This is a genomic window from Komagataeibacter xylinus NBRC 15237, from assembly GCF_001571345.1.
GTDB classification, from domain to species: domain Bacteria; phylum Pseudomonadota; class Alphaproteobacteria; order Acetobacterales; family Acetobacteraceae; genus Komagataeibacter; species Komagataeibacter xylinus.
Map to the genome: position 1 here is coordinate 18,233 of NZ_BCTP01000009.1, position 19,772 is coordinate 38,004.

Consider the following 19,772-nt stretch of genomic DNA (forward strand, 5'->3'; position numbering starts at 1 on the left):
TGTCCATAGTCCGACCTACCAGACTTGAAATATGAGACCGGCGGTTGGGCCGGTGCAGGAGCAGAGGTTTCATGGCCGTTCCTATTATGCAGGCAGTCCGCGTCGGCGCCTATGTTGTCAAGCAGCATGTCACGCGGCGTAAACGTTATCCGCTCGTGCTTATGCTCGAGCCCTTGTTTCGCTGTAACCTGGCCTGCGCCGGGTGCGGCAAGATTGATTACCCCGCGCAGATCCTGAACCAGCGCCTGAGCGTGCAGGAATGCCTTGATGCGGATACCGAGGCCGGTGCGCCCGTTATCGCCGTGGCCGGTGGCGAGCCGCTGCTGCACAAGGAAATGCCCGAGATCATCCGCGGACTGATCGCGCGCAAGAAGTACGTATATCTGTGCACGAACGCCCTTCTCCTTGAAAAGAAGATGGACGATTACGAGCCGAATCCGTTCTTCTCGTGGGATGTGCATCTTGATGGCGACCCGCAGATGCACGATGCCTCCGTCTGTCAGGACGGGGTGTACGAGCGCGCCGTGTCCGCGATCAAGAAGGCGAAGGCGCGCGGCTTCCGCGTGTCGATCAACTGCACCCTGTTCGATGGAGCCGACCCCAAGCGCGTCGCCACCTTCTTTGATGAAGTGATGGCCATGGGCGTGGACGGCATCATGACCGCGCCGGGCTATGCCTATGAGCGTGCGCCTGATCAGGAGCACTTCCTCAACCGGCAGAAGACCAAGCAGCTGTTCCGCGACATCTTCCGCCTTGGCAAGGGCAAGAAGTGGCGCTTCACGCAGTCGCCGCTGTTCCTGAACTTCCTGGCGGGCAACGAGCAGTATCACTGCACGCCGTGGGGCAAGCCGCTGCGCAACCCGTTTGGCTGGCAGCGCCCGTGCTACCTGCTGGGTGAAGGCTACGCCAAGAGCTTCAACGAGCTCATGACCGATACCGACTGGGATGCCTACGGCACCGGCAATTACGAAAAATGCGCCGACTGCATGGTCCATTCGGGCTACGAGTCGACCGCGGTGATGGATGCGGTCCGCAGGCCGTGGCACATTGCCAAGGTTGCCCTGTTCGGCCCCGAGACGGAAAAGCCGATGGCGCCGGAAATCCCGCTCGACCACCAGCGCCCGGCGGAATACGTGTTCACCCAGCACGTCGATGCCAAGATGGCCGAGCTGGCCGCGCGCAAGAAGCCTGCGGCCCCGCCGCGCGTGAAGAAGGTCGCGGCCCCGGCCGAGACGGCAGACGCCGCCGACTGATCACGCAGTCCGGCATCATATCGACCGGATGGTTAAGGGAAGGCGGGGCATTTGCTCCGCCTTTTCTTTTGCGCGCGGGCCGAGGGCAAAATATGCCCGCCTGACTGAATATGCTGTAAGAGCGTGGGATCATGCTTGTTTCCCTGATTGTCATATTGTGTCTCGTTCTGCTCAACGGGCTTTTTGCCATGGGCGAACTGGCGCTGATTTCCGCCCGCCGGGCGCGGCTTGCCATTCTTGCGCGTAATGGCACCAAGGGGGCGGACCGCGCGCTGAAACTGGCAGGCGACCCGCAGAGTTTTCTGCCTACCGTCCAGATCGGCATGACGCTGGTCTCGATTCTCGAGGGCACGTTTGGCGGCAACAGCATCGAGGCCGGGGTCAGCCGGTGGCTTTCGCACATTGCGGCCCTGCGCTCGATTGCCGATGAACTGGCCATGTTCCTTGTGGTCAGCGCCATTACGGCGGTCATGCTGGTGCTGGGCGAACTGGTGCCCAAGCAGATTGCGCTGCGCCAGCCCGAACTGATCGCAGCGCGCCTGTCGCTGCTGCTGGAGTGGATGGCGTGGTTCACGCGCCCCATCGTCTGGCTGCTTGGCCGTTCATCGGAACTGGTGCTCAGGGTGATGGGCATCGGCAATGCCATCCGCCAGTCGGTCTCGGTGGAGGAACTGCGCGCCTATATTGCCGAGGGCGCGCAGGCGGGCGTGCTGGAGCAGGAGGAGCGCGACATGATCGAGCGCCTGCTGCGCCTGGCCGAGCGCCCGGTCCGCGCCATCATGACGCCGCGCACCGAACTGTGCTGGGTGGAGCGCCACGTGCCGCGCGCGCAACTGCTGCAGGTGCTGCGCTCGACCACCTATTCGCGCATCGTGGTGTGTGAAGGTGGCGTGGATAACCCGGTGGGCGTGATTCTGGCCAAGGACATGCTCGACCGGTTCCTTGATGGCAAGAGCCCCTCGGTCGAGATCGGGCTGCGCCACCCCATCTCCGTGCCCGATACGCTCTCCGCCTTTGACATGCTCGAGCGTATGCGGTCTTCCCCGCTGGGCATGGCGCTGGTGCTTGATGAATATGGCTCGTTTGAGGGAATCGTTACCTCATCCGACCTGTTTGGCGCGATCGTGGGCGAGCAGCACGAACTGGGCAATACCCCGCCGCAGCGTTTGGCGCATGACAATGTGCTGGTGCTCGATGGCGCCATGCCCGCCGATGAGGTCAAGGACCGGCTTGGCCTGTCCGACCTGCCGGCCGAGGGTAGCTACCACACGCTGGCAGGGCTGGTGCTGGCCCTGCTGCGTCGCGTGCCCGCCAAGGGGGACAAGGTGGTGTTCTCGGGCTGGCTGTTCGAGGTGCTGGAAATGGAAGGCCGCCGCGTCGTGCGCGTGCAGGCCAGCCGCCAGCTTCTGGCTGAGAACTGACGCAGCCTGCCTGAACATGAAGGCGTTTTTGGTTGCCGCATGTTTCCCGGGCTGACTTTTCAAACAGTCTTTAAAGACGGCATCTGGAAACTTTTATTCCAGAGCACATCTTCACCAGTTCGAATGTGTCCATTCAAACTGGATCCGCTCTAGTGGATGGTGTGGCCCGCCATGGCGATCTCGGCGCCAAAGCCGGGCCATTCATCGCGGGCCATCGTCTCGAGCGAGGGGGTCGCAAGACCCAGCCGGTCGGCATAGATCCATAGGTAGGTGAAGGCCCGGCGCACATATTCGCGTGTTTCGTCATTGGGCAGGCTCTCGATATAGAGCAGGGGATCTTCATCCTCATTCATCGTCGCACTGCGGCGCGAGATGGCGACCGGACCGGCATTATAGCTGGCCAGCACGCGGATCATGTCACCACCCGCGGGCACATGCGTCCCGCCTGCCTGGGCGGAAATCTGGGCGAGATACAGCACGAAGCGTTGCCCGATATCGAGGTTGGTGGCGGGATCATGCAGGTCGGCCGGGCGGCGGATGAAGCGGTCCTTGTCATGGGCGATGAAACCGGCCGTCACCGGCATGAGCTGCATCAGCCCGTGCGCCCCGGAGCCGGAAACGATGTTGGGGTCGAAATTGGATTCCAGCCGCGTCAGCGCATAAACCAGCGCCGGGTCCATGCGGAAGCCATGCTCGGGCTGGAGTGGCGGCACCGGGTAGCGGGCCGCGTGGGTGTTGTGCTCGCTCTCGTTGGTGTCGATGAGCATGAGCATCTGCGATGACAGCTCCCTGAGCCCCATGGCGTCGGCCACCATCTGGGTGGAGTGGCACAGGGCGGCATCGTTCTGGATATCGGGCCACAGCCTGCGCAGCGCGGCCTCCGCCCGTTCGCGCTCACCCACCTGCATCAGGGCAAACGCCCTGCGCCCGGCAGGGGTGGCGGCGACCGCCTCGATATCGATTTCACCCAATACCGGGCTGCCCGCATGGATGGTCTGCTGGGCTGCCGCGAGCGTCATGTCGGGATCGGTGCTGATGGTATCGGGCGTGTGGGCCGACCGGCTGGCCGGTGCGGCCCGCAGGCCCAGGATCTGTGAGGCCAGAAGGCCATAGAACGTATGTGGCGCCGCTGCGGCCCGGTGCAGCCACGGCTGATAGGCCGCGACATCGCCCGTTGCCTGATGCGCGCGGGCGGCCCAGTAGGCCGCGCCCGCGCGAATGCTGCCCGGTGTCAGGCTGGCGCGTGATGCGGCCTCGAACAGGGGCCTTGCCATGTCGGCGCGGCCCTGCCGCCAGGCGGCAAGGCCGGCCACATACCCCGCGAAGCCAAGCCGCTGGCCGGATTTTTCAAATGCATCGCGTGCAATCGACATGGCCAGCCGGTTTTCGCCGTTGCTGAACAGCGTCATGGCAATTCCGGCATGCAGATGAGCGGCATACAGGTCGTTTATGCCCGGCGTCGTGGCAATCAGGTGCAGGGCGCTGCGGGCACCCTTCACGCCCTGGGCGGTACGCTCGCGCACGGCGCGGTCGAGCATGGCGCTGCGCGTGAACACCCGCAGGGAGGGATCATCCTCCTCCGGCAGGTGGATGTGCTGCGGCGAGCGGCGGCTGTCGAGCATGTCATGGCTGGGCGCGGGGGGGAGTGGCCCCCCACGGACCGGCGCGGGCATGGCGGCCAGCATGGAATAGATGGCGGGTGAATCCGCAAGGCCCGAGAAGGTGCGCAGCCACAGCCGCAACTGCCCCGCATTGGGGTGATAGGCCGGGTTGAGGTAGCGGGCTGCCAGGATGTCACCAAGCAGGGTGTCATCATGGATGGCGGCAGTCTCGCGGATGGCGGCATCGAACTTGCCATCGGCCTGCAGGCGCAGCACCCGGCGGATGTGGCTTACATCCTCGGGCGAGAGCGGGCGCGGCATTCCGGCATTGCCGTGCGCGTGCAGGCGTGGAAGGGCGAGCGCCGTTTCCTCGTTATGGTCGCCATGGCTGGCTGGATCATCGTCCAGTCGGCCTGGCGCCACTGTTTGGGCACGCAACGGCGCAAACGCCGCTCCTGCCAGAAATGCGGCGCCAGCCAGAAAGGCTGCCACCGCGTGATGGGGGGTATTGATTGTCCCTCGCATGGCGAAGCGGATGTAAGCCGTGCCTGCAAGGAAAGCAATAGCTAACGCCTGTCAGGGCAGTAAATAAGTTTTCAGAACAGAACGGGGGAACTTATGTAAACATCGTAAAACATATGCGCAAACAGGAATGAATAGCTGATTTGCACAGGCTAATATGCCGGAATGATTATGTTAATACCCTTTATGATTTCAAGGGCATGTTTCCGATTGTTTCGCGTATGAGCAGCATGTCTTTCCATGCATCACGCCGCGCCGTGGCGCTGGCGCGCAACTGCAGCGGATGGCGCATGGCAAGGGCTGGCAGCGTGGTGGCGGGGGCGCCATCGGGGCCGGTGGGCAGGGTGATGTCGCGCCACCGCCCGCGCATGCGCGCCGCCGTGGTGTTCTGCCCCGTGATGAGGGAAACGGCGAGGTTGCCCAGCAGCACCACCCGCTCCGGCCGCGCGAGCACGATGGCGCGCTCGATGAAGGGCAGGCAGATCCGCGCCTCCGCCACGGAAGGCGGCCTGCCGCCGGGTGGCCGCCACGGAATGATGGGGGATGCGAGCAACTCGGCGCGGTCGATGCCGATGCTGGCGAACATGGTTGCGACCAGCGCGCCGCCTTCCCCCGCGAAGGGGTGGCCACTGCGGTCCTCATCCGCGTCCGGCGCCTCGCCAATCAGCATCAGCGGGGCCTGTTCCGGGCCTTCCACGCACACGCTATGGGTGGCGGTGGCCCGCAGCCCGCATGGCTCGAAACCGCTTATGGCCGCCCGCAGCGCGGGCAGCGTACCAGCCGCCGCCGCAGCAGCGCGGGCGGCGGCGACCGCCTCGTCAATCAGCGTGGCGCGCGAAGGCGGCGCTGGCGGGCGGGGCCTGCGGGCGGGTTTTGGGTGTCCATTCCCCGCATCTGGCTGTATGGGGAGGGGCTGTGCCGCAGGGGCAGGGTTGCGTGGCGGCGTGGGAAGCGCGAGCCTGTCATGCGGGTCGGGGTCCAGCGCGTCATCCGCGCCCCACTCCACATAAAGGCGTAACAGGGACAGGGAATCAGTCATCGGATGGATATACCCCGCACCGGCACGGGCCATGCAGCCGCGCGCCGTCCTGCCTCCCCGCTCAGGGTTTGGCAGCGGACGCCGCACGCGGTAGATTCTGGCGTCATGCTCTTACCTCGTCTGTCACGCATGGTCGTGGCCTCCCTTGTTGTACCGCTCCTTGCCGGGATTCCCAACCGTGAAATGCGGGCCGCCCCGCCGGTTGACCCCATCATCGCGGCGGGAAAGCAGGATCTGGCCACCAATCTGCTCGTTGGCAACGTGGCCGCGGCCGAGGGCGACAATGCCGAGGCCGCGCGGGCCTATGGCGTGGCGGCAGGGCTTGCGCCCACCTTCCGGCTGTTTGGCGAGCGGGCGTTTTTCTACAGCATCCTCGCGGGTAGCCCGCAGGCCGCGGCCCTTGCCCACGCGCAGCCCTCCGGCGTGATGCCCGAGTTGATCATGGGCAATGCCGCGGCCCTTGCGGGGCAGTGGGATGAGGCGGCAACGCATTACCAGAATGCGCCCGCCGACCAGATCATGGGCCTGCTGCGCCCGCTGCTGCGTGGCTGGGCGCTGCAGGGCGCGGGCAAGACGGATGAGGCCCTCGCCGCCCTGGCGCCTGCCGAGGTCGATGCCCGGCTGGGCGGCTACTATACCCTGCACTCGGCCCTGATCGCCCAGCTTGGCGGCATGCAGATGCGTGCTGATACGCTGTTCCGCCAGGCGGCGGAAAAGGGCAGCGGCGACTTGTTCACCACAATCGTCATGGCGCGCTGGCTCGTCACCCAGGGGCAGGAGGCGGCGGCGCGCGACCTGATCAACCAGCGCATCGCGGCCATGCCGGTGCTGGAAACGGCGCGCGGCAACATCATGGCCATGCTCCAGCACCCGGTGGTGAACCATGCCACCCAGGGGCTTGCACAGGCTTACGGGCTGGTGGCGCTGCTGATCGACCAGCAGCTTTATGCCCATGAGGGCGCGGATGAAGACCACGCGGGCGATGCCGCGATGGAAATCGGCACCCTGCGCGGCACCGAGCAGATGATGCTGCGCATGGCGCTCACCCTTGACCCGGCGGATTCGGAGGCGCGGCTGCTGCTCTCCTCCATGCTGCATGCCCGCAAGCAGGACCGGCAGGCGCGCGCCGCCTTTGATGGCGCCCCGGCCAGCGACCCGCTGCTGCCGGTCTACCGCGCCGAGCAGGCTGATCTTGACGTGGTGCTGGGCCACAAGGAGCAGGCGGCGCAGGAACTGCGCGACCTGCTGCGCCAGGCCCCCGATAACCGCACGTTGTGGAGCAGCCTTGGCGATGCCCTGCTCGACCAGCAGAAATGGCCCGAAGCCCTTGATGCCTACCAGCATGCCACCGCACTCACTCCCCACCGGCTGGAAGGCGATGACTGGCGGCTGCTGTTTGGCCAGGCCATAGCGCAGGAGCGCCAGAACCACTGGCCCCAGGCGCGGGTGCTGTTGCAGCATGCCCTCCAGCTTGCGCCCAACGAGGCGGAACTGCTGAACTACCTTGGCTATTCCATGGTCGAGCACGGCGAGAACCCGGCTTTGGCCGAATCCTACCTGCGCCGCGCCCTCGCCCTTGCCCCGTCCGATAACCAGATCCGCGATAGCGTGGGCTGGGTGCTCATGCGGCTGGGCCATGTGGGGGAGGGCCTGCCGCTGCTTGAGCAGTCGGTCGAGCAGATGCCGCAGGACCCGGCCATCAACTACCACCTTGGCGTAGCGTACTGGATGGCGGGCCGCAGGCTGGAGGCGGTCAATGAATGGCAGAACGCCATCCAGTTCCAGCCTGACCCGATGGATCGCCGCAAGATCACGGCGGCGCTGGACTATGCCCATGCGTGGCAGGCCCACAGGCCCATGGCCGTGCCTGCCGACCTCAAGCCGGTGGCAACGCCGCCTTCTTCCCTTTCCCAGCCAAATGGAACCCGTCACTGATGTCGTCGCTGCACGAACTGGCGCATGCCAAGATCAACCTGTACCTGCATGTCACGGGGCGACGGCAGGCCGATGGCTATCACCTGCTTGACAGCCTTGCCGTATTCGCAGGTGCCGCGGACCGGCTGGACCTGGCATTGGGCAACGGCCGGGGCGGGCATGTGGCGCTTGACATCAAGGGCCGGTTTTCCGCAGGGCTGGGCGGTGAGGACTGTGCCGATAACCTGATCGTTCGCGCCGGGGCGATCCTGCGTGAACTGGCAGGCGAGGAGGTCGCGCGTAACCTGCCGGATGTAGGGATTACACTGCACAAGGAACTGCCGGTGGCCTCGGGCATTGGCGGTGGCTCGGCCGATGCGGCGGCTGCCCTGCGGCTGCTGCTGGGCGTGTGGAAGCTGTCGCTGCCGCCTGCCCGGCTCAATGCGGTGGCCACGCGGCTCGGCGCGGACGTGCCGGTCTGCCTTGAGCAGCGTGCCGCGCGCATGGAAGGAATCGGCGAGGTGCTTTCACCCGCGCCCCATCTGCCCCCCTGTGGCATGATGCTGGTCAATTGCGGGCGGAGCGTCTCCACCCCGCAGGTGTTCAAGGCCCGCGCGCCGGTCTTCACCCCGCGCGCCACGCTGCCCCCCGCCTGGGCCACGCTGGCCGACATGGTGCGCGACCTCGCCGACCAGACCAATGACCTGCAGGCGGCCGCCTGCGCCATCTGCCCGGAAATCGTGACCGTGCTCGACGCCCTGCGGGTCGCACCCGGCTGCCGCCTTGCACGCATGAGTGGCTCGGGGGCGACGTGTTTTGCCCTGTTCGACAGCCCCGACGCCGCCCGTGCGGCACAGGCCGCCGTGCAGCAGGCGGGCGCGCACTGGTGGGTATGGGCGGGTGACCTGTGCCGCAGCACGACCGAGGCACGCACGTCCATTCCCGCCTGAACGGGAAGGGCGTTTTATAGATAAAAGTTTTTGGGTGCCGCCTTTTTGCAAAAAGGCGGCGTTCTTTCGAAGCTTTTTGAAAAAAGCTTCACCAAAAACTTTTATCAGTTTTTCAGCTTTTTTTACGGCGCAGGGCCAGCAGCACGATGCCCATCAGCCCCGTTACGGTGGCAAGCTGGGCATGGCGGCTGGTTAGCAGGAACGGCATGGCCTTGCGCGTGACCATGTCAAACCGGCCATGGGCGGCATAGGCGCCGGGCACGGTTTCATACAGGTCATCAGGCTCATTGCCGGCTACCGGGGTTTTTTCCAGTTGCTTCGCGTAGCCCTTGCCCGACAGCCAGCGGTCTGACAGACCGGGCAGGAAGGTGGACAGCGCCCAGTTGCGTACGCCCGACAGGCCCACCCAGATATCACGCTCGCGCCCGAAGGCGGCGCGGCAGATGGCCTCGGCGGCGATTTCAGGCTCATAGACCGGCCCCATCGGCTTGAGGCGCTTGCCGGTGTGGTTGCGTGTCCATGAAAAGCGCGGCGTGTTGATGGCGGGCAGGTGCACCAGCGCAATGTGGATGCGGTCGCCATCATGCAGGATTTCAGGGCGGATGCTCTCGGAGAAGGCCCGCACGGCGGCGCGCGCCCCGTTTTCCACCGCCTGCAGCGGCGGCGGCCGCAGGCTGGCCAGCCGGTCCAGGTTGACGATGGTGCCATGCCCGCGACGGCGCATGCGCGTCAGCGCCGCGCGCGTGCCGTTGACGGTGCCAAGATAGGTCACCTCGGTCGCGCGGCGGATCTCATCGGCTTCAAGGGCCGCGACCTGCCCGGTTACGGTCGCACCCGCGCAGTTGATCCATAACGTGATGGGGCCGAGCTTTTCTTCTATTTCCTCAGCCGCCTGTTCCACTGCCGCCGCATCCGCCACGTCGGCGCAGACGATATGGGTGCGCACCTTGAGTTCGCGCAGTTCGGCGGCGGCATCATTGAGCCGGTCGCGGTTGCGGCCAAGCAGGGCGACATCGCACCCGGCCCGGGCCAGTGTGCGGGCCGTGGCGCGGCCGATTCCCGCGCCCGCTCCGGTAATGACGGCAACCTGCTGCGGCATGAATGATGCTCCCACCCGTTGGTAACAAGAACCGCGCGGGCAAGGCCGCGCGGGCTGAAAATCACGACCGGCACCCTATCACGGCCTGCGGCGGGCGAACACCATCACGCAGGCAGGGGTGCCCCTCTCAGATATATTTCAGCGCCACGATGCCGCCCACCAGCACGACGGCGAACAGCCCGGCCACCAGCGGCAGGCGCTTTTCGATAAAGCCCTCGATCGACGCGCCATAGCGGCGCAGCAGGGCGGCCAGCAGGAAGAAGCGCGCGCCTCGCGTCACCGCGCAGGCCAGCAGGAACGGCACCAGCGACAGATGCGCGGCCCCACTGGCAATGGTGACGAATTTGAATGGAATGGGTGTCAGGCCCTTGATGAGGATGATCCACACGCCCCATTCGCGGAAGCGGTCCTGCAGGGTCTGCAATGTGTGCTCGGCATGATAGAAATGCACGATTGGCATGGCCGCGTATTCCAGCAGGAACGAGCCGATGCACCAGCCCAGCACCGCCCCCGCCACGGAGGCAATGGTGCAGATGGCGGCGAGCCGGAAGGCCCGCTCGCGCTGTGTCAGCACCATGGGCAGCAGCATGATGTCGGGCGGCAGCGGAAAGACGCTGGCCTCGGCAAAAGCGAGCACTGCCAGCCATAAAACGGCATGCCGGCTGGCGGCGAGGGCAGTGACGCGGGCATACAGGCGATCAAGCATTATCGGGCAATGCCATTAACCGCCTGCTGGCGGCAAGGACTTATTGCGCGCTGGTCACGCGTGGCTCGCACGTCACGGGAAAGCGTACCGAGCGCGCGATGCAGCTGCGCATGGCGGCATCGTTGTGCAGGTCGATCACCTGCTGCACGTCATGCGCGGTGGAAAGGGCTGCGTGGGGCCGCAGGATGACCTGCGTGAAGGAAAATGACCCGTCCTCGAATTCCTCCAGAATGCCCTCGGCATGGTCGGCATAGGACAGGATGCCGATTCCCATCGCCGTGCACAGATGGATGAACCAGAGCTGGTGGTCCGCGCACAGCGCGCCGAGCAGCAGCTTCTCGGGGTTCCATTTCTGGGAGTCGCCGCGAAAGGCGGGGGAGGCCGATCCGTCAATGACCGGCCGGCCCGTGCAGTGCAGCTCGTAGCTGCGTTGATGATGGGCCTGCCGGGAAGCCCCGTCATGTTCGCCGCTTCCGGTCCATAAAAGGGAGACCTGATAACGGTGTGTTCTATCCGGCATCGAGCGCTATATCCTGAATTGTCCGTACTGGAATCGGACCTTAGCAGACAAGTGTGACCGTCACACGTAATCCATGCGGGTGTCGGTTGCCTAGCCGGATATCGCCCCCGAGCCCCCAGATAATATTGCGCGATATGGACAGGCCGAGCCCCGTGCCGCCGGTTTCGCGGTTGCGGCTCTGCTCGGCGCGCACGAAGGGGTCGAACATGCGCTCGAGATCCTCGGTGGGCAGGCCGGGGCCATCATCCTCGATCAGGATGGTCACGGTGGATTCCGCGCCGTTTTCACCCGCGCCCTTATGGGGCGGCAGCAGCACGATCCGCACGCCGCCGCCATATTTTATGGCGTTGGTGACAAGGTTGCTCAACGCGCGCTTGAGCGCCATGGGGCGCGCGCGCACCAGAACGTCGGGCATTTCCGATGAAAATGCGATGTTGTCAGCCGCATCGAGATAGGTCTCGGCGGCTTCATCGGCAATGGTCTGGAGGAGGGCTGTCAGGTTGACCTGCCCCATCGGCTCGCGCTGCGAGGCGTCGCGGCCAAAGGCCAGGGTAGCGGCCACCATGGCCTCGAGTTCATCGAGGTCGCCGAGCATCTTGGCCCGCATCTCGTCATCTTCGATGAATTCGGCGCGCAGCTTCAGGCGCGTGATCGGCGTGCGCAGGTCGTGGCCGATGGCGGTCAGCATCAGCGTGCGGTCGGTCAGGTAGCGGCGGATGCGGTGCGCCATCGTATTGAAGGCATGGGCGGCGCGCGCCACCTCGCTTGGTCCATCCTCGGGCATGGGGGGGGCGTTGACGTTGCGGCCAAGTTCCTCGGCGGCGGCGCCCAGCGTGCTGACGGGCGCGATCAGCCTGCGCACGCCCCACAGGATCAGGATGCCGCCCGCGAAGGTCATGATGAGGAAGGCGATGGGGAAGGTGGGCGAGCGGAACGGGCTGGGCCGGGGCAGGGTATAATGGATCGTGACCCACCGCCGCTCATCGGGCAGCAGGAAGGCAACCGCCCGCCTGCGCCCCGATGTGGGCGTGATCAGCACCTGCTCGGGGCGCATCGATTGCGGCAGCGGCCCCATGCCGGGGTCGTTTTCGGGGCCGAATCCATGCGGGCCGCCGGGGCTGTCGGGGCCAAAGGGGCCACCCGGCCCGTGCGGGCCGCCGTGGCTGAAGGGCACCGGGCTCATGTCATCGGGCATGTGGCCGCCATTCCACTCACCCGGCGGCATGTGGTGCTGGGGGCGGGGCGGTAGCGCCATGGCGTTGATCATGTCCGGCTCGGGGCCGGGGGTCAGCGTGATGTGCACGCTCTCGGGCAGGTGCAGGGCCGCAAGCTCGCGGTCACGGTCCGAGGGCGCGGTCTCCACGATGGCGCGGTAATAGGTGAACATCTTGCTGCGCGCGCGCTCATAGATCATGCGCTGGTCAAAATCGAACCGGTCGAGCGCGTGGATGGTCAGCCCGATGATCTGGATGATGCCCAGGCCCCCGATCAGCAGCAGCGTGGTGCGCGCGGCAAGCGACTGTGGCAGGAGGCGACGCCACAGGCGCGGCCACGCGCCCGGCGGTTTTTCCGCCGGTGGGGGCGCTGACAGGAAGGAGGAACCGGGGAGCGGCTGCATGGGGCGGGTCAGTTGCGCTCGACCTCGGCTGCGAGCACGTAGCCCCCGCCGCGCACCGTCTTGATCAGCTGCGCGTTGCGGCCGTTATCTTCAAGCTTGCGGCGCAGGCGGCTGATGGCCACGTCGATGGCGCGGTCGAACGGACCGGCCTGCCGCCCGCGCAGGAGGTCGAACAGCATGTCGCGCGTCATGACCCGGTTGGCGCGGTCGAGCAGGGCGAGCAGCAGGTCGTATTCGCCGCCGGTCAGCGGCACTTCCACGCCTTCCGGGTTATGCAGCCGCCGCCGCCCGGTATCGAGCGACCAGCCCGCAAAGCGCAGCGTGTGCAGCACCGGCACGCTGCGCGGGTCGGGCGTGTCGCTCGCGCGGCGCAGCACGGCGCGGATGCGCGCCAGCAGTTCACGCGGGTTGAAGGGCTTGGGCACGTAGTCATCCGCGCCAAGTTCAAGGCCGATGATGCGGTCGGTATCATCGCCCATGGCGGTCAGCATCACGATGGGCACGTTGGCCTGCGTGCGGAGCCAGCGCGAGATGTCCAGCCCGCTCTCGCCCGGCAGCATGAGGTCGAGGATGACGAGCTGGTAATGCCCTTCCCCCCACCGGCGGCGGGCTTCCTGCCCGTCACGCGCGGTGGTGACGCGCAGTTCATTGCGTTCGAGGAAGCGTGCCAGCAGGTCACGGATCTCGCGGTCGTCATCGATGATGAGGATATGCGGCAGCGGGTTCATGCGCTGATCCTACACCATGGCGCAGCGGCCCGCATCTGGTGTTTCACTCCGTTTCAATGGCTGTGACCGCAGGGTGTTCAGGCCAGCCAGGACGGCACGGGCAGGTTTTTGCCGCGCAGGAATTCCGGGTTGAACAGCTTGGACTGGTAGCGCGCCCCCCCATCGCACAGGATGGTGACAATGCGGTGCCCCGGCCCCATGGCGCGGGCCACGCGGATGGCGGCGGCGATGTTGATGCCCGCCGACCCGCCAACCGAAAGCCCTTCATGGATCAGCAGGCTGTAGATCTGCTCCAGCGCCTCGGGGTCGGGGATGCGCACGGCATCATCGAAATGCAGCCCCTCAAGGTTGCCCGTCACGCGGGACTGGCCGATGCCCTCGGTCACGGAAGACCCGCTGACCGAAAGGTCACCCGACTTCACCCATCCATACAGACCCGAGCCTTCAGGGTCGGCCAGTACGATGCGCGGGCGCGCAACACCGGCCTTGCGGGCTTCATCCTCCAGCCCCAGCGTAACACCCGCCAGCGTGCCGCCGGTGCCGCATGAGCAGGTGAAGGCATCGAGCCTGCCGCCCATCTGCTGCCAGATCTCGGGGGCGGTGGTGTGGCGGTGGCCTTCGCGGTTGGCGGTATTGTCGAACTGGTTGGCCCACACGCCGCCGGTTTCCTCGGCCAGGCGGCGTGACACATGCACGTAATTGCCCGGATCACGGAAGGGTTTGGCGGGCACGAGGCGCAGGTCGGCCCCGATCATGCGCAGGAAGTCGATCTTCTCGCGGCTCTGGGTCTCGGGCATGACGATGATGGAACGGTAGCCGCGCGCATTGGCCACGAGGGTGAGGCCAATGCCGGTATTGCCGGCCGTGCCCTCGACGATCGTGCCGCCGGGTTTGAGCGTGCCGCGCCGTTCGGCATCATCGATGATGGCCAGCGCCGCACGGTCCTTGACCGAGCCGCCGGGGTTCATGAACTCCGCCTTGCCGTAGATCTCGCACCCCGTGAGGTCTGACGCATGGCGCAGGCGGATCAGCGGCGTATGGCCGATGGCTGCGGGCATGTCAGCACTGAGGGAGGAGACGGGATTTGCACTTTCGGCCATAAGGCAGCACCTTCGCTTGATCTGGGTCGTACCATGCGGCACGGCAGGCCGGATGGTGGCCATGCAGTGCCTGTTGCATCCTTACTATCAGGAATGGGGCAGGGCTGGCATATCCCCGCTGCGCAGGTTTTTCCAGCCGAAAGGAAACATGATGATTGACGATATCTCGCCCGCCGCCGCGTGGGCTGCGGTCAGTGGCCGCCCTAACGCCCATCTGGTGGATGTGCGCACCCCCATGGAATGGGAACATATTGGCGTGCCTGATCTTTCCGGCGCGGGGCGCGAACTGGTGCGCGACAGCTGGCAGCTCCCGCCTGCGGGGCAGGTCAACCCGGACTTCCTGACCACACTGGAAAAGGCCGGGATCGGCAAGGCCGACGAGATCTATTTCATCTGCCGCTCCGGCGCGCGCAGCATGGCTGCTGCCCATGCGGCGTATGACGCGGGCTATCACAATGTTTTCAACGTGGCTGATGGCTTCGAGGGGCCGGAAGATGCGACGGGCAGCCGTGGCCGCCTTGCGGGCTGGCAGGCATCCGAACTGCCGTGGACGCGCGGCTGAGTGGCCTTGCGGGATTGAAGTAAAAGTTTCTGGGTGCCGCCTTTTTGCAAAAAGGCGGCGTTCCTCCGAAGCTTTCTGAAAAAAGCTTCACCAGAAACTTTTACGGTTGAAAGCCTGCCTTACTGGTCGGCCTGCGGCTCGCGGTCCGCATCGTAGCCTACCTGCAGCACCACGCACCACGGGTAGCGGGAGTCGAGGCTCGTGCCATTCCTGTCGGTCAGGCGGCCATTGGGGCCGACGGGCACATGGGTCAGGGCCACGGCATCATCGATATTGCCGCCAATGATGCTGATCTCGTGGCCAAAGGGCGCATCATCATGCGGCCCGGCCACCACGATGCCACAATGCGCGGGAAAGCCCTGCGGCGTGGGCAGGTCACGAAAGCGCACCGACTTGCTCGCCCCGCGCCCCACGCAGATCAGGTCGCCCATTTTGGGTGCGTAACGGGCGGGATTGCGGGCCTTGACGCCCTTTTCCTGCCCTGATGCGGCAGCGTTGATATAGGTGGCGTGGTTGGGCGAATAGGCGAATCGGTCATTCGCACCCGCCACCCGCATCACATACGAGATGAACGCCGCCGACCACGCATAGCGGCCATCATGCACGAAATCGGTGATATGGCCGTCCGCGTCGTGCTTGCCATCCCATGAGGATTCGTTCTCGGCCGGGTCCTGACCAATCCACCAGTATTCCCCCACGCGCTGCCACAGTCCGGCCGTGCGCTCGGGCTTGACCACCGGGGTGGTCGGCTCGGGGCGCAGCAGCGGGTCGTCATCACTGACCGGCTGGCCGAACAGCCGCCATTCGCGCAGCGCAATCGCCACCACGTCCTGCCGGTTGAACGGCTCGTAGTTGCGCGTGGCAAAATCGGGCACGTGGGTGTTGACTGCCAGCGGCCCGGCCCCGTTGGCGTATTGCGCGACCGGGGTGGTGGCCCGATGGGCCTGGTTGGCCGGAGTATGCGCGCACGCAGTCAGCACGAGCAGGGGGGCGAGCAGGACTGTCTTGCGCAAGGGGCACTCCGTAACAGGTCAGGTGCCTTTACCCATACGGCGCGGACCGGCCTTGCGGAAGGGGTGCGCCCCTTTCCAGCCCGAAAAAGAACGCAACGCCGCCACGCGCCCGGTGTTGTGCAGGGCACGGGCATGCATGCCGCCGTTTCGTGGGGGTGGGTAACGCCGCGTGTCGCGCCGTGGCACACTCTCGTGAATCTGGCGGTCACGCCATCGCCACGACCATTTTACCACAAGGGAGAGCATTTCAATGACGCAGGCGCCTGTTACGGAAACCATCCAGATCCGGGGGCTCAGACAGCCCGTCTCGCGCATTGCGCTGGGCACATGGGCCATTGGCGGGTGGATGTGGGGCGGCGCGGATGACCGCAATGCCATCGCCACCATCCATGAAGCCCTCGATCTGGGCATAACGCTGGTCGATACCGCCCCCGTGTATGGTTTTGGCCATTCGGAGGAGATCGTGGGCCAGGCCCTGGCCGGACGGCGCGACAGGGTGGCCATCGCCACCAAGGTGGGCCTGGACTGGAAGGATGACCACAAGCCATTCCGCAATTCATCACCCGCGCGCATCCGCAAGGAAATCGAGGATTCGCTGCGCCGCCTGCGCACGGACTACATCGACCTCTATCAGGTGCACTGGCCCGACTCCGCGGTGCCGATGGAAGAGACCGCCCGCACGCTCGAGGCCCTTGTGCGTGAAGGCAAGGTGCTGGCGCTGGGGGTCAGCAATTTCTCCATTGCCCAGATGGAGGCATTCGGGCAATTCGCGCCGCTCTGTGCCGTGCAGCCGCCCTACAACCTGTTTGAGCGCGCGATGGAGCACGACATCCTGCCCTATGCCCGCCAGCACGATCTGGCCATTCTCGCCTATGGCCCGCTGTGCCGTGGGCTGCTGTCAGGCAAGATGACGGCGGAGACGAAATTCGGCGCCGATGACCTGCGCAGCGCCGACCCCAAATTCCAGTCACCCCGTTTTGCGCATTACCTTCAGGCCGTGCGTGAGCTGCAGGACTTCGCCCGTGAAAAACACGGCAAGTCGCTGCTCGCGCTGGCCATACGCTGGGTGCTGGACCAGGGGCCGACCATTGCCCTGTGGGGCGCGCGCCGCCCCGACCAGATCGCCGCCGTGGCCGATGCAATGGGCTGGCACCTGAGCGCTGATGACCGGCGCGAGATCGATGCGATCCTGGCGCGCTGCATTCCCGACCCGGTCGGTCCCGGCTTCATGGCGCCTCCGGGCGCCTGACGGGTGCTGCCCCGTGCCCTGCTGCGCTAACAGGAGGGTTCAGGGGTCGATCGAATCACCCACGCTGGTGCTGTAGCGGGGTTTCCATGCCCCGGCCTCGACCATGCATTCGGCGTAAAAGCTGGTGTGCCCGGATCCGACCCATGTCTGGGCGCTGCCGCTGTTTCCGCTCCCCATCGCGCCAACGCCAGCCTTGCTCTGGCATCGCTCCGACGCGGCAACGTAGAGGGGGTCTTTTTCGCTGACAGCAGGCATGAAGCCGCTAATATCGCCATAGGGCGAGTTGCCGTGAGGATGATGTTCGCGCACGTTGAAGTGGTGCGAGCGGGCCTGTGCGCCTGCCGCCCCGACGGTGCCGAGGCACAGGCAGGCCAGCAGGATACGGATACGCAGCAGCATGGGGCGGTTCCTCTTGCAGTTTCGGTCTGCCGGGGCGGGGTGGAGGCTCTTTTATCAGTCTGTCAGGGCGGGTGCCATGCATCCCGTTTCAGGCAGGGCTGCGCCACCATGGGTGCTGGCATGCGGCAGGCCATCGGGGCGGGGCAGGGAGCGGGCCTCGATCTGGAGTTCCTGCTCGATGAAATCAAGCTCCTGGTTGATGGTCAGCTCGGTCTCGTCATTGATGAGTTTCTGCACCACCCGCATGTGCAGCCGCTCGCGCATGTGGCGGATGAGGCGGAAGCGTAGCGCGAGCTCGGTCCGCTTTTCACGGATGGCGGTGGCGCGGATGCTGGCTTCCGCCGCGCGGGAATTGTCCAGCCTGCGCAGCGTGTCCTGGTATTCGTGCAGCAGGCGGCCAATGGCTTCCTGCTTGAGGTCCACGCTTTCCGAGCCATCAGGCATGGTGTCGAGTTCCTGCTGCGCCAGCACTGCCTGCTCGGCATGCAGGGCCTCGATGGCGGTCTGCGCCAGTTCGATGCGCATCATGTCCAGCTCGTGCAGGCTGGGGTCGTCCTCATCGGTGCTCATGCCGTGCAGCAGCGGCGGAATGGCCACGCTCGCCAGCACCAGCGAGCAGATGATCACGCCCGCCGCAAGGGTTACCAGCAGGTCGCGGCCCGGAAAGCCGGGGCCGGCCAGCGTTGCCACCGGCAGCGACAGCACGGCCGCCAGCGTAATGGCCCCGCGCGTGCCCGCCACGGTCATGAGCAGCACGTTGCGCGCGGACGGGATGACCGTGTTGCGGTGGCGCAGACGGGCGAACAGCCGCCGGGCGGAAATGGAAATCCAGATCCACGCGAAGCGGATCAGGCTCATCATGAGCTGGATGCCCACGATGGCCAGGATCAGGAACCACGGCGAGATGCCGCCCGCGCGCGCGATGGCGGCCCCCCCGGTTACCAGGTCGGGCAACTGCAGCCCCAGCAGCAGGAAGATCACGGCATTGAACGTGAAGTTCACCATGTCCCACACCGTGGTGGCCTTGAGGCGGGTTTCGGTGCGGGCCTCGTTCATCACGCCGGTGAACTTGACCGTCATGCCGCCCGCCACGGCGGCGAGGATGCCCGAGCACTGCACCGCATCGGCCAGCAGGTAGATGCCAAAGGGCAGCATCATGGCCAGCGTGATGTGGGTGGGCGGGTCGTCATAGCCGCGCACCAGCAGCATGTGCTCCGCCCGGCACGCCGCCCACGCCACCACGATGCCGATCACGATGCCGCCCGTCGCCATGAAGATGAAGCTGCCCAGCGCCTGCTGGAACGAGAACAGCCCCGTCATGGCCGCCGCCACCGCGAACTTGAAGCATACCAGCCCCGAGGCATCGTTGAGCAGCGCCTCGCCATGCAGGATGTGCACCACGCGCGCGGGTGCCCGCCCGCCCTCGATCATGCTGCCCACCGAGACCGCATCGGTAGGCGACATGACGGCGGCAAGCGCGAAGGCCGCGGGCAGCATGATGGGGGGAATGAGCCAGTGGATGAAGTAGCCGCAGGCCAGCGTGGTGAACACCACCAGCCCCAGCGCCATCATGATGATGATGTTGCGCAGCTCGCCAAACTCGCGCATCGGCATGCGGTAGGCATCGGCATAGAGCAGTGGCGGAATGAACAGCAGCAGGAACATGTCGGGGTCGAAGCCGATATTCAGCCCCGCAAGGGCCGCGATGGCCCCCACTGCAATCTGGATCAGGGGCAGGGGCACGGGAATGCGCCCCACGCGCGAAATCAGGCTGCTGATCCCGGTAACGGTCAGTAATGCAAGGGTGATGAAAACGGCATGCATCTGGCGTGGTCTTTTTTATAGTTCTATTTCATTGTGGAAATACTTCATTTTTGCATGAATTAAAAATACAAAAGATGTTATTTTGAAGTTCCTGTTGTGTTATTTTCTTCTGCCAGCCATGCGTGGATCGAAGATTTCCCCACCCTTCATTGACCCTGCCTGCCCTACTTCCCATTATTGAAGCATGAAGGGCCGCAAGGCTGTATTGATGGTGTTCAGGGGGCACGGGCGTGGCGCATGGCCGGGCAGGCCCA

18 protein-coding genes are annotated in these 19,772 nt (G+C 65.5%); 6 read left to right on the forward strand and 12 right to left on the reverse strand.

From position 1 onward, the window contains the following. The first annotated feature begins 71 nt into the window (after positions 1-71). Together hpnH and GXY01S_RS05485 are read left to right on the forward strand one after the other, a co-directional pair. Positions 72-1,253 (forward strand): adenosyl-hopene transferase HpnH, encoded by a 1,182-nt coding sequence (gene hpnH, locus GXY01S_RS05480; protein WP_061272768.1) that lies wholly within the window; start codon positions 72-74, stop codon positions 1,251-1,253. Positions 1,254-1,384: 131 nt separating this feature from the next. Next, the gene (locus tag GXY01S_RS05485) at positions 1,385-2,674 is read left to right on the forward strand and encodes a hemolysin family protein (protein WP_061272771.1); all 1,290 of its coding nucleotides are present in this window, start codon (positions 1,385-1,387) and stop codon (positions 2,672-2,674) included. A gap of 149 nt (positions 2,675-2,823) precedes the next feature. Here the strand turns inward: GXY01S_RS05485 and GXY01S_RS05490 are convergent, their stop codons facing one another. Both GXY01S_RS05490 and GXY01S_RS05495 read right to left on the reverse strand, forming a co-directional pair. Next, positions 2,824-4,800, reverse strand: coding sequence for a lytic transglycosylase domain-containing protein (locus GXY01S_RS05490; RefSeq protein WP_061272774.1), 1,977 nt, complete (start codon positions 4,798-4,800; stop codon positions 2,824-2,826). Positions 4,801-4,981: 181 nt separating this feature from the next. Beyond that, on the reverse strand, positions 4,982-5,923 hold the full coding sequence (locus GXY01S_RS05495; RefSeq protein WP_061272777.1) for a uracil-DNA glycosylase: 942 nt from the start codon (positions 5,921-5,923) through the stop codon (positions 4,982-4,984). Between the two features lie 18 nt (positions 5,924-5,941). Between GXY01S_RS05495 and GXY01S_RS05500 the strand changes: the two genes are divergently transcribed. Continuing rightward, positions 5,942-7,771 (forward strand): tetratricopeptide repeat protein, encoded by a 1,830-nt coding sequence (locus tag GXY01S_RS05500; RefSeq protein WP_255210364.1) that lies wholly within the window; start codon positions 5,942-5,944, stop codon positions 7,769-7,771. Further along, positions 7,771-8,700, forward strand: coding sequence for a 4-(cytidine 5'-diphospho)-2-C-methyl-D-erythritol kinase (locus tag GXY01S_RS05505; RefSeq protein WP_061272783.1), 930 nt, complete (start codon positions 7,771-7,773; stop codon positions 8,698-8,700). Before GXY01S_RS05500 ends, GXY01S_RS05505 begins: the two co-directional genes overlap by 1 nt. A 112-nt stretch (positions 8,701-8,812) precedes the next feature. Here the strand turns inward: GXY01S_RS05505 and GXY01S_RS05510 are convergent, their stop codons facing one another. The 6 genes from GXY01S_RS05510 to GXY01S_RS05535 all read right to left on the reverse strand — a co-directional run bounded on the left by GXY01S_RS05510 (position 8,813) and on the right by GXY01S_RS05535 (position 14,471). Continuing rightward, positions 8,813-9,799: an SDR family oxidoreductase gene (locus GXY01S_RS05510; protein WP_061272786.1), complete on the reverse strand. Its 987-nt coding sequence runs from the start codon at positions 9,797-9,799 to the stop codon at positions 8,813-8,815. A gap of 127 nt (positions 9,800-9,926) precedes the next feature. Next, positions 9,927-10,505 (reverse strand): YqaA family protein, encoded by a 579-nt coding sequence (locus tag GXY01S_RS05515; protein WP_061272789.1) that lies wholly within the window; start codon positions 10,503-10,505, stop codon positions 9,927-9,929. 40 nt (positions 10,506-10,545) lie between these two features. Continuing rightward, positions 10,546-11,025 (reverse strand): OsmC family protein, encoded by a 480-nt coding sequence (locus tag GXY01S_RS05520; protein ID WP_061272792.1) that lies wholly within the window; start codon positions 11,023-11,025, stop codon positions 10,546-10,548. Between the two features lie 40 nt (positions 11,026-11,065). Next, positions 11,066-12,643 carry an ATP-binding protein gene (locus tag GXY01S_RS05525; protein WP_082770731.1) on the reverse strand — a complete coding sequence of 526 codons (1,578 nt, stop codon included), beginning with the start codon at positions 12,641-12,643 and terminating at the stop codon, positions 11,066-11,068. An 8-nt stretch (positions 12,644-12,651) separates the two neighbouring features. Continuing rightward, positions 12,652-13,371 carry a response regulator gene (locus GXY01S_RS05530; protein WP_061272795.1) on the reverse strand — a complete coding sequence of 240 codons (720 nt, stop codon included), beginning with the start codon at positions 13,369-13,371 and terminating at the stop codon, positions 12,652-12,654. A 77-nt stretch (positions 13,372-13,448) separates the two neighbouring features. Next, positions 13,449-14,471 (reverse strand): cysteine synthase A, encoded by a 1,023-nt coding sequence (locus tag GXY01S_RS05535; RefSeq protein ID WP_061272975.1) that lies wholly within the window; start codon positions 14,469-14,471, stop codon positions 13,449-13,451. A 151-nt stretch (positions 14,472-14,622) separates the two neighbouring features. Between GXY01S_RS05535 and GXY01S_RS05540 the strand changes: the two genes are divergently transcribed. Further along, a complete protein-coding gene (locus GXY01S_RS05540) occupies positions 14,623-15,033 on the forward strand; it encodes a rhodanese-like domain-containing protein (RefSeq protein ID WP_061272978.1) in 411 nt (136 codons plus the stop codon). A 119-nt stretch (positions 15,034-15,152) separates the two neighbouring features. Here the strand turns inward: GXY01S_RS05540 and GXY01S_RS05545 are convergent, their stop codons facing one another. Together GXY01S_RS05545 and GXY01S_RS18495 are read right to left on the reverse strand one after the other, a co-directional pair. Beyond that, on the reverse strand, positions 15,153-16,046 hold the full coding sequence (locus GXY01S_RS05545; protein ID WP_061272798.1) for a DUF2272 domain-containing protein: 894 nt from the start codon (positions 16,044-16,046) through the stop codon (positions 15,153-15,155). An 18-nt stretch (positions 16,047-16,064) separates the two neighbouring features. Further along, positions 16,065-16,325 carry a hypothetical protein gene (locus tag GXY01S_RS18495; RefSeq protein ID WP_146222758.1) on the reverse strand — a complete coding sequence of 87 codons (261 nt, stop codon included), beginning with the start codon at positions 16,323-16,325 and terminating at the stop codon, positions 16,065-16,067. Between GXY01S_RS18495 and GXY01S_RS05550 the strand changes: the two genes are divergently transcribed. Next, entirely contained in the window at positions 16,297-17,295 is a 999-nt protein-coding gene (locus GXY01S_RS05550) for an aldo/keto reductase (protein ID WP_061272801.1), read from the forward strand. The two genes, GXY01S_RS18495 and GXY01S_RS05550, sit on opposite strands and share 29 nt — an antisense overlap. Before the next feature lie 39 nt (positions 17,296-17,334). Here the strand turns inward: GXY01S_RS05550 and GXY01S_RS05555 are convergent, their stop codons facing one another. Together GXY01S_RS05555 and GXY01S_RS05560 are read right to left on the reverse strand one after the other, a co-directional pair. Then, a complete protein-coding gene (locus GXY01S_RS05555) occupies positions 17,335-17,694 on the reverse strand; it encodes a hypothetical protein (RefSeq protein WP_061272804.1) in 360 nt (119 codons plus the stop codon). 54 nt (positions 17,695-17,748) lie between these two features. Further along, positions 17,749-19,518, reverse strand: a complete 1,770-nt coding sequence (locus tag GXY01S_RS05560) for a Na+/H+ antiporter (RefSeq protein ID WP_061272806.1) — start codon at positions 19,516-19,518, stop codon at positions 17,749-17,751. Positions 19,519-19,772 lie beyond the last annotated feature (254 nt).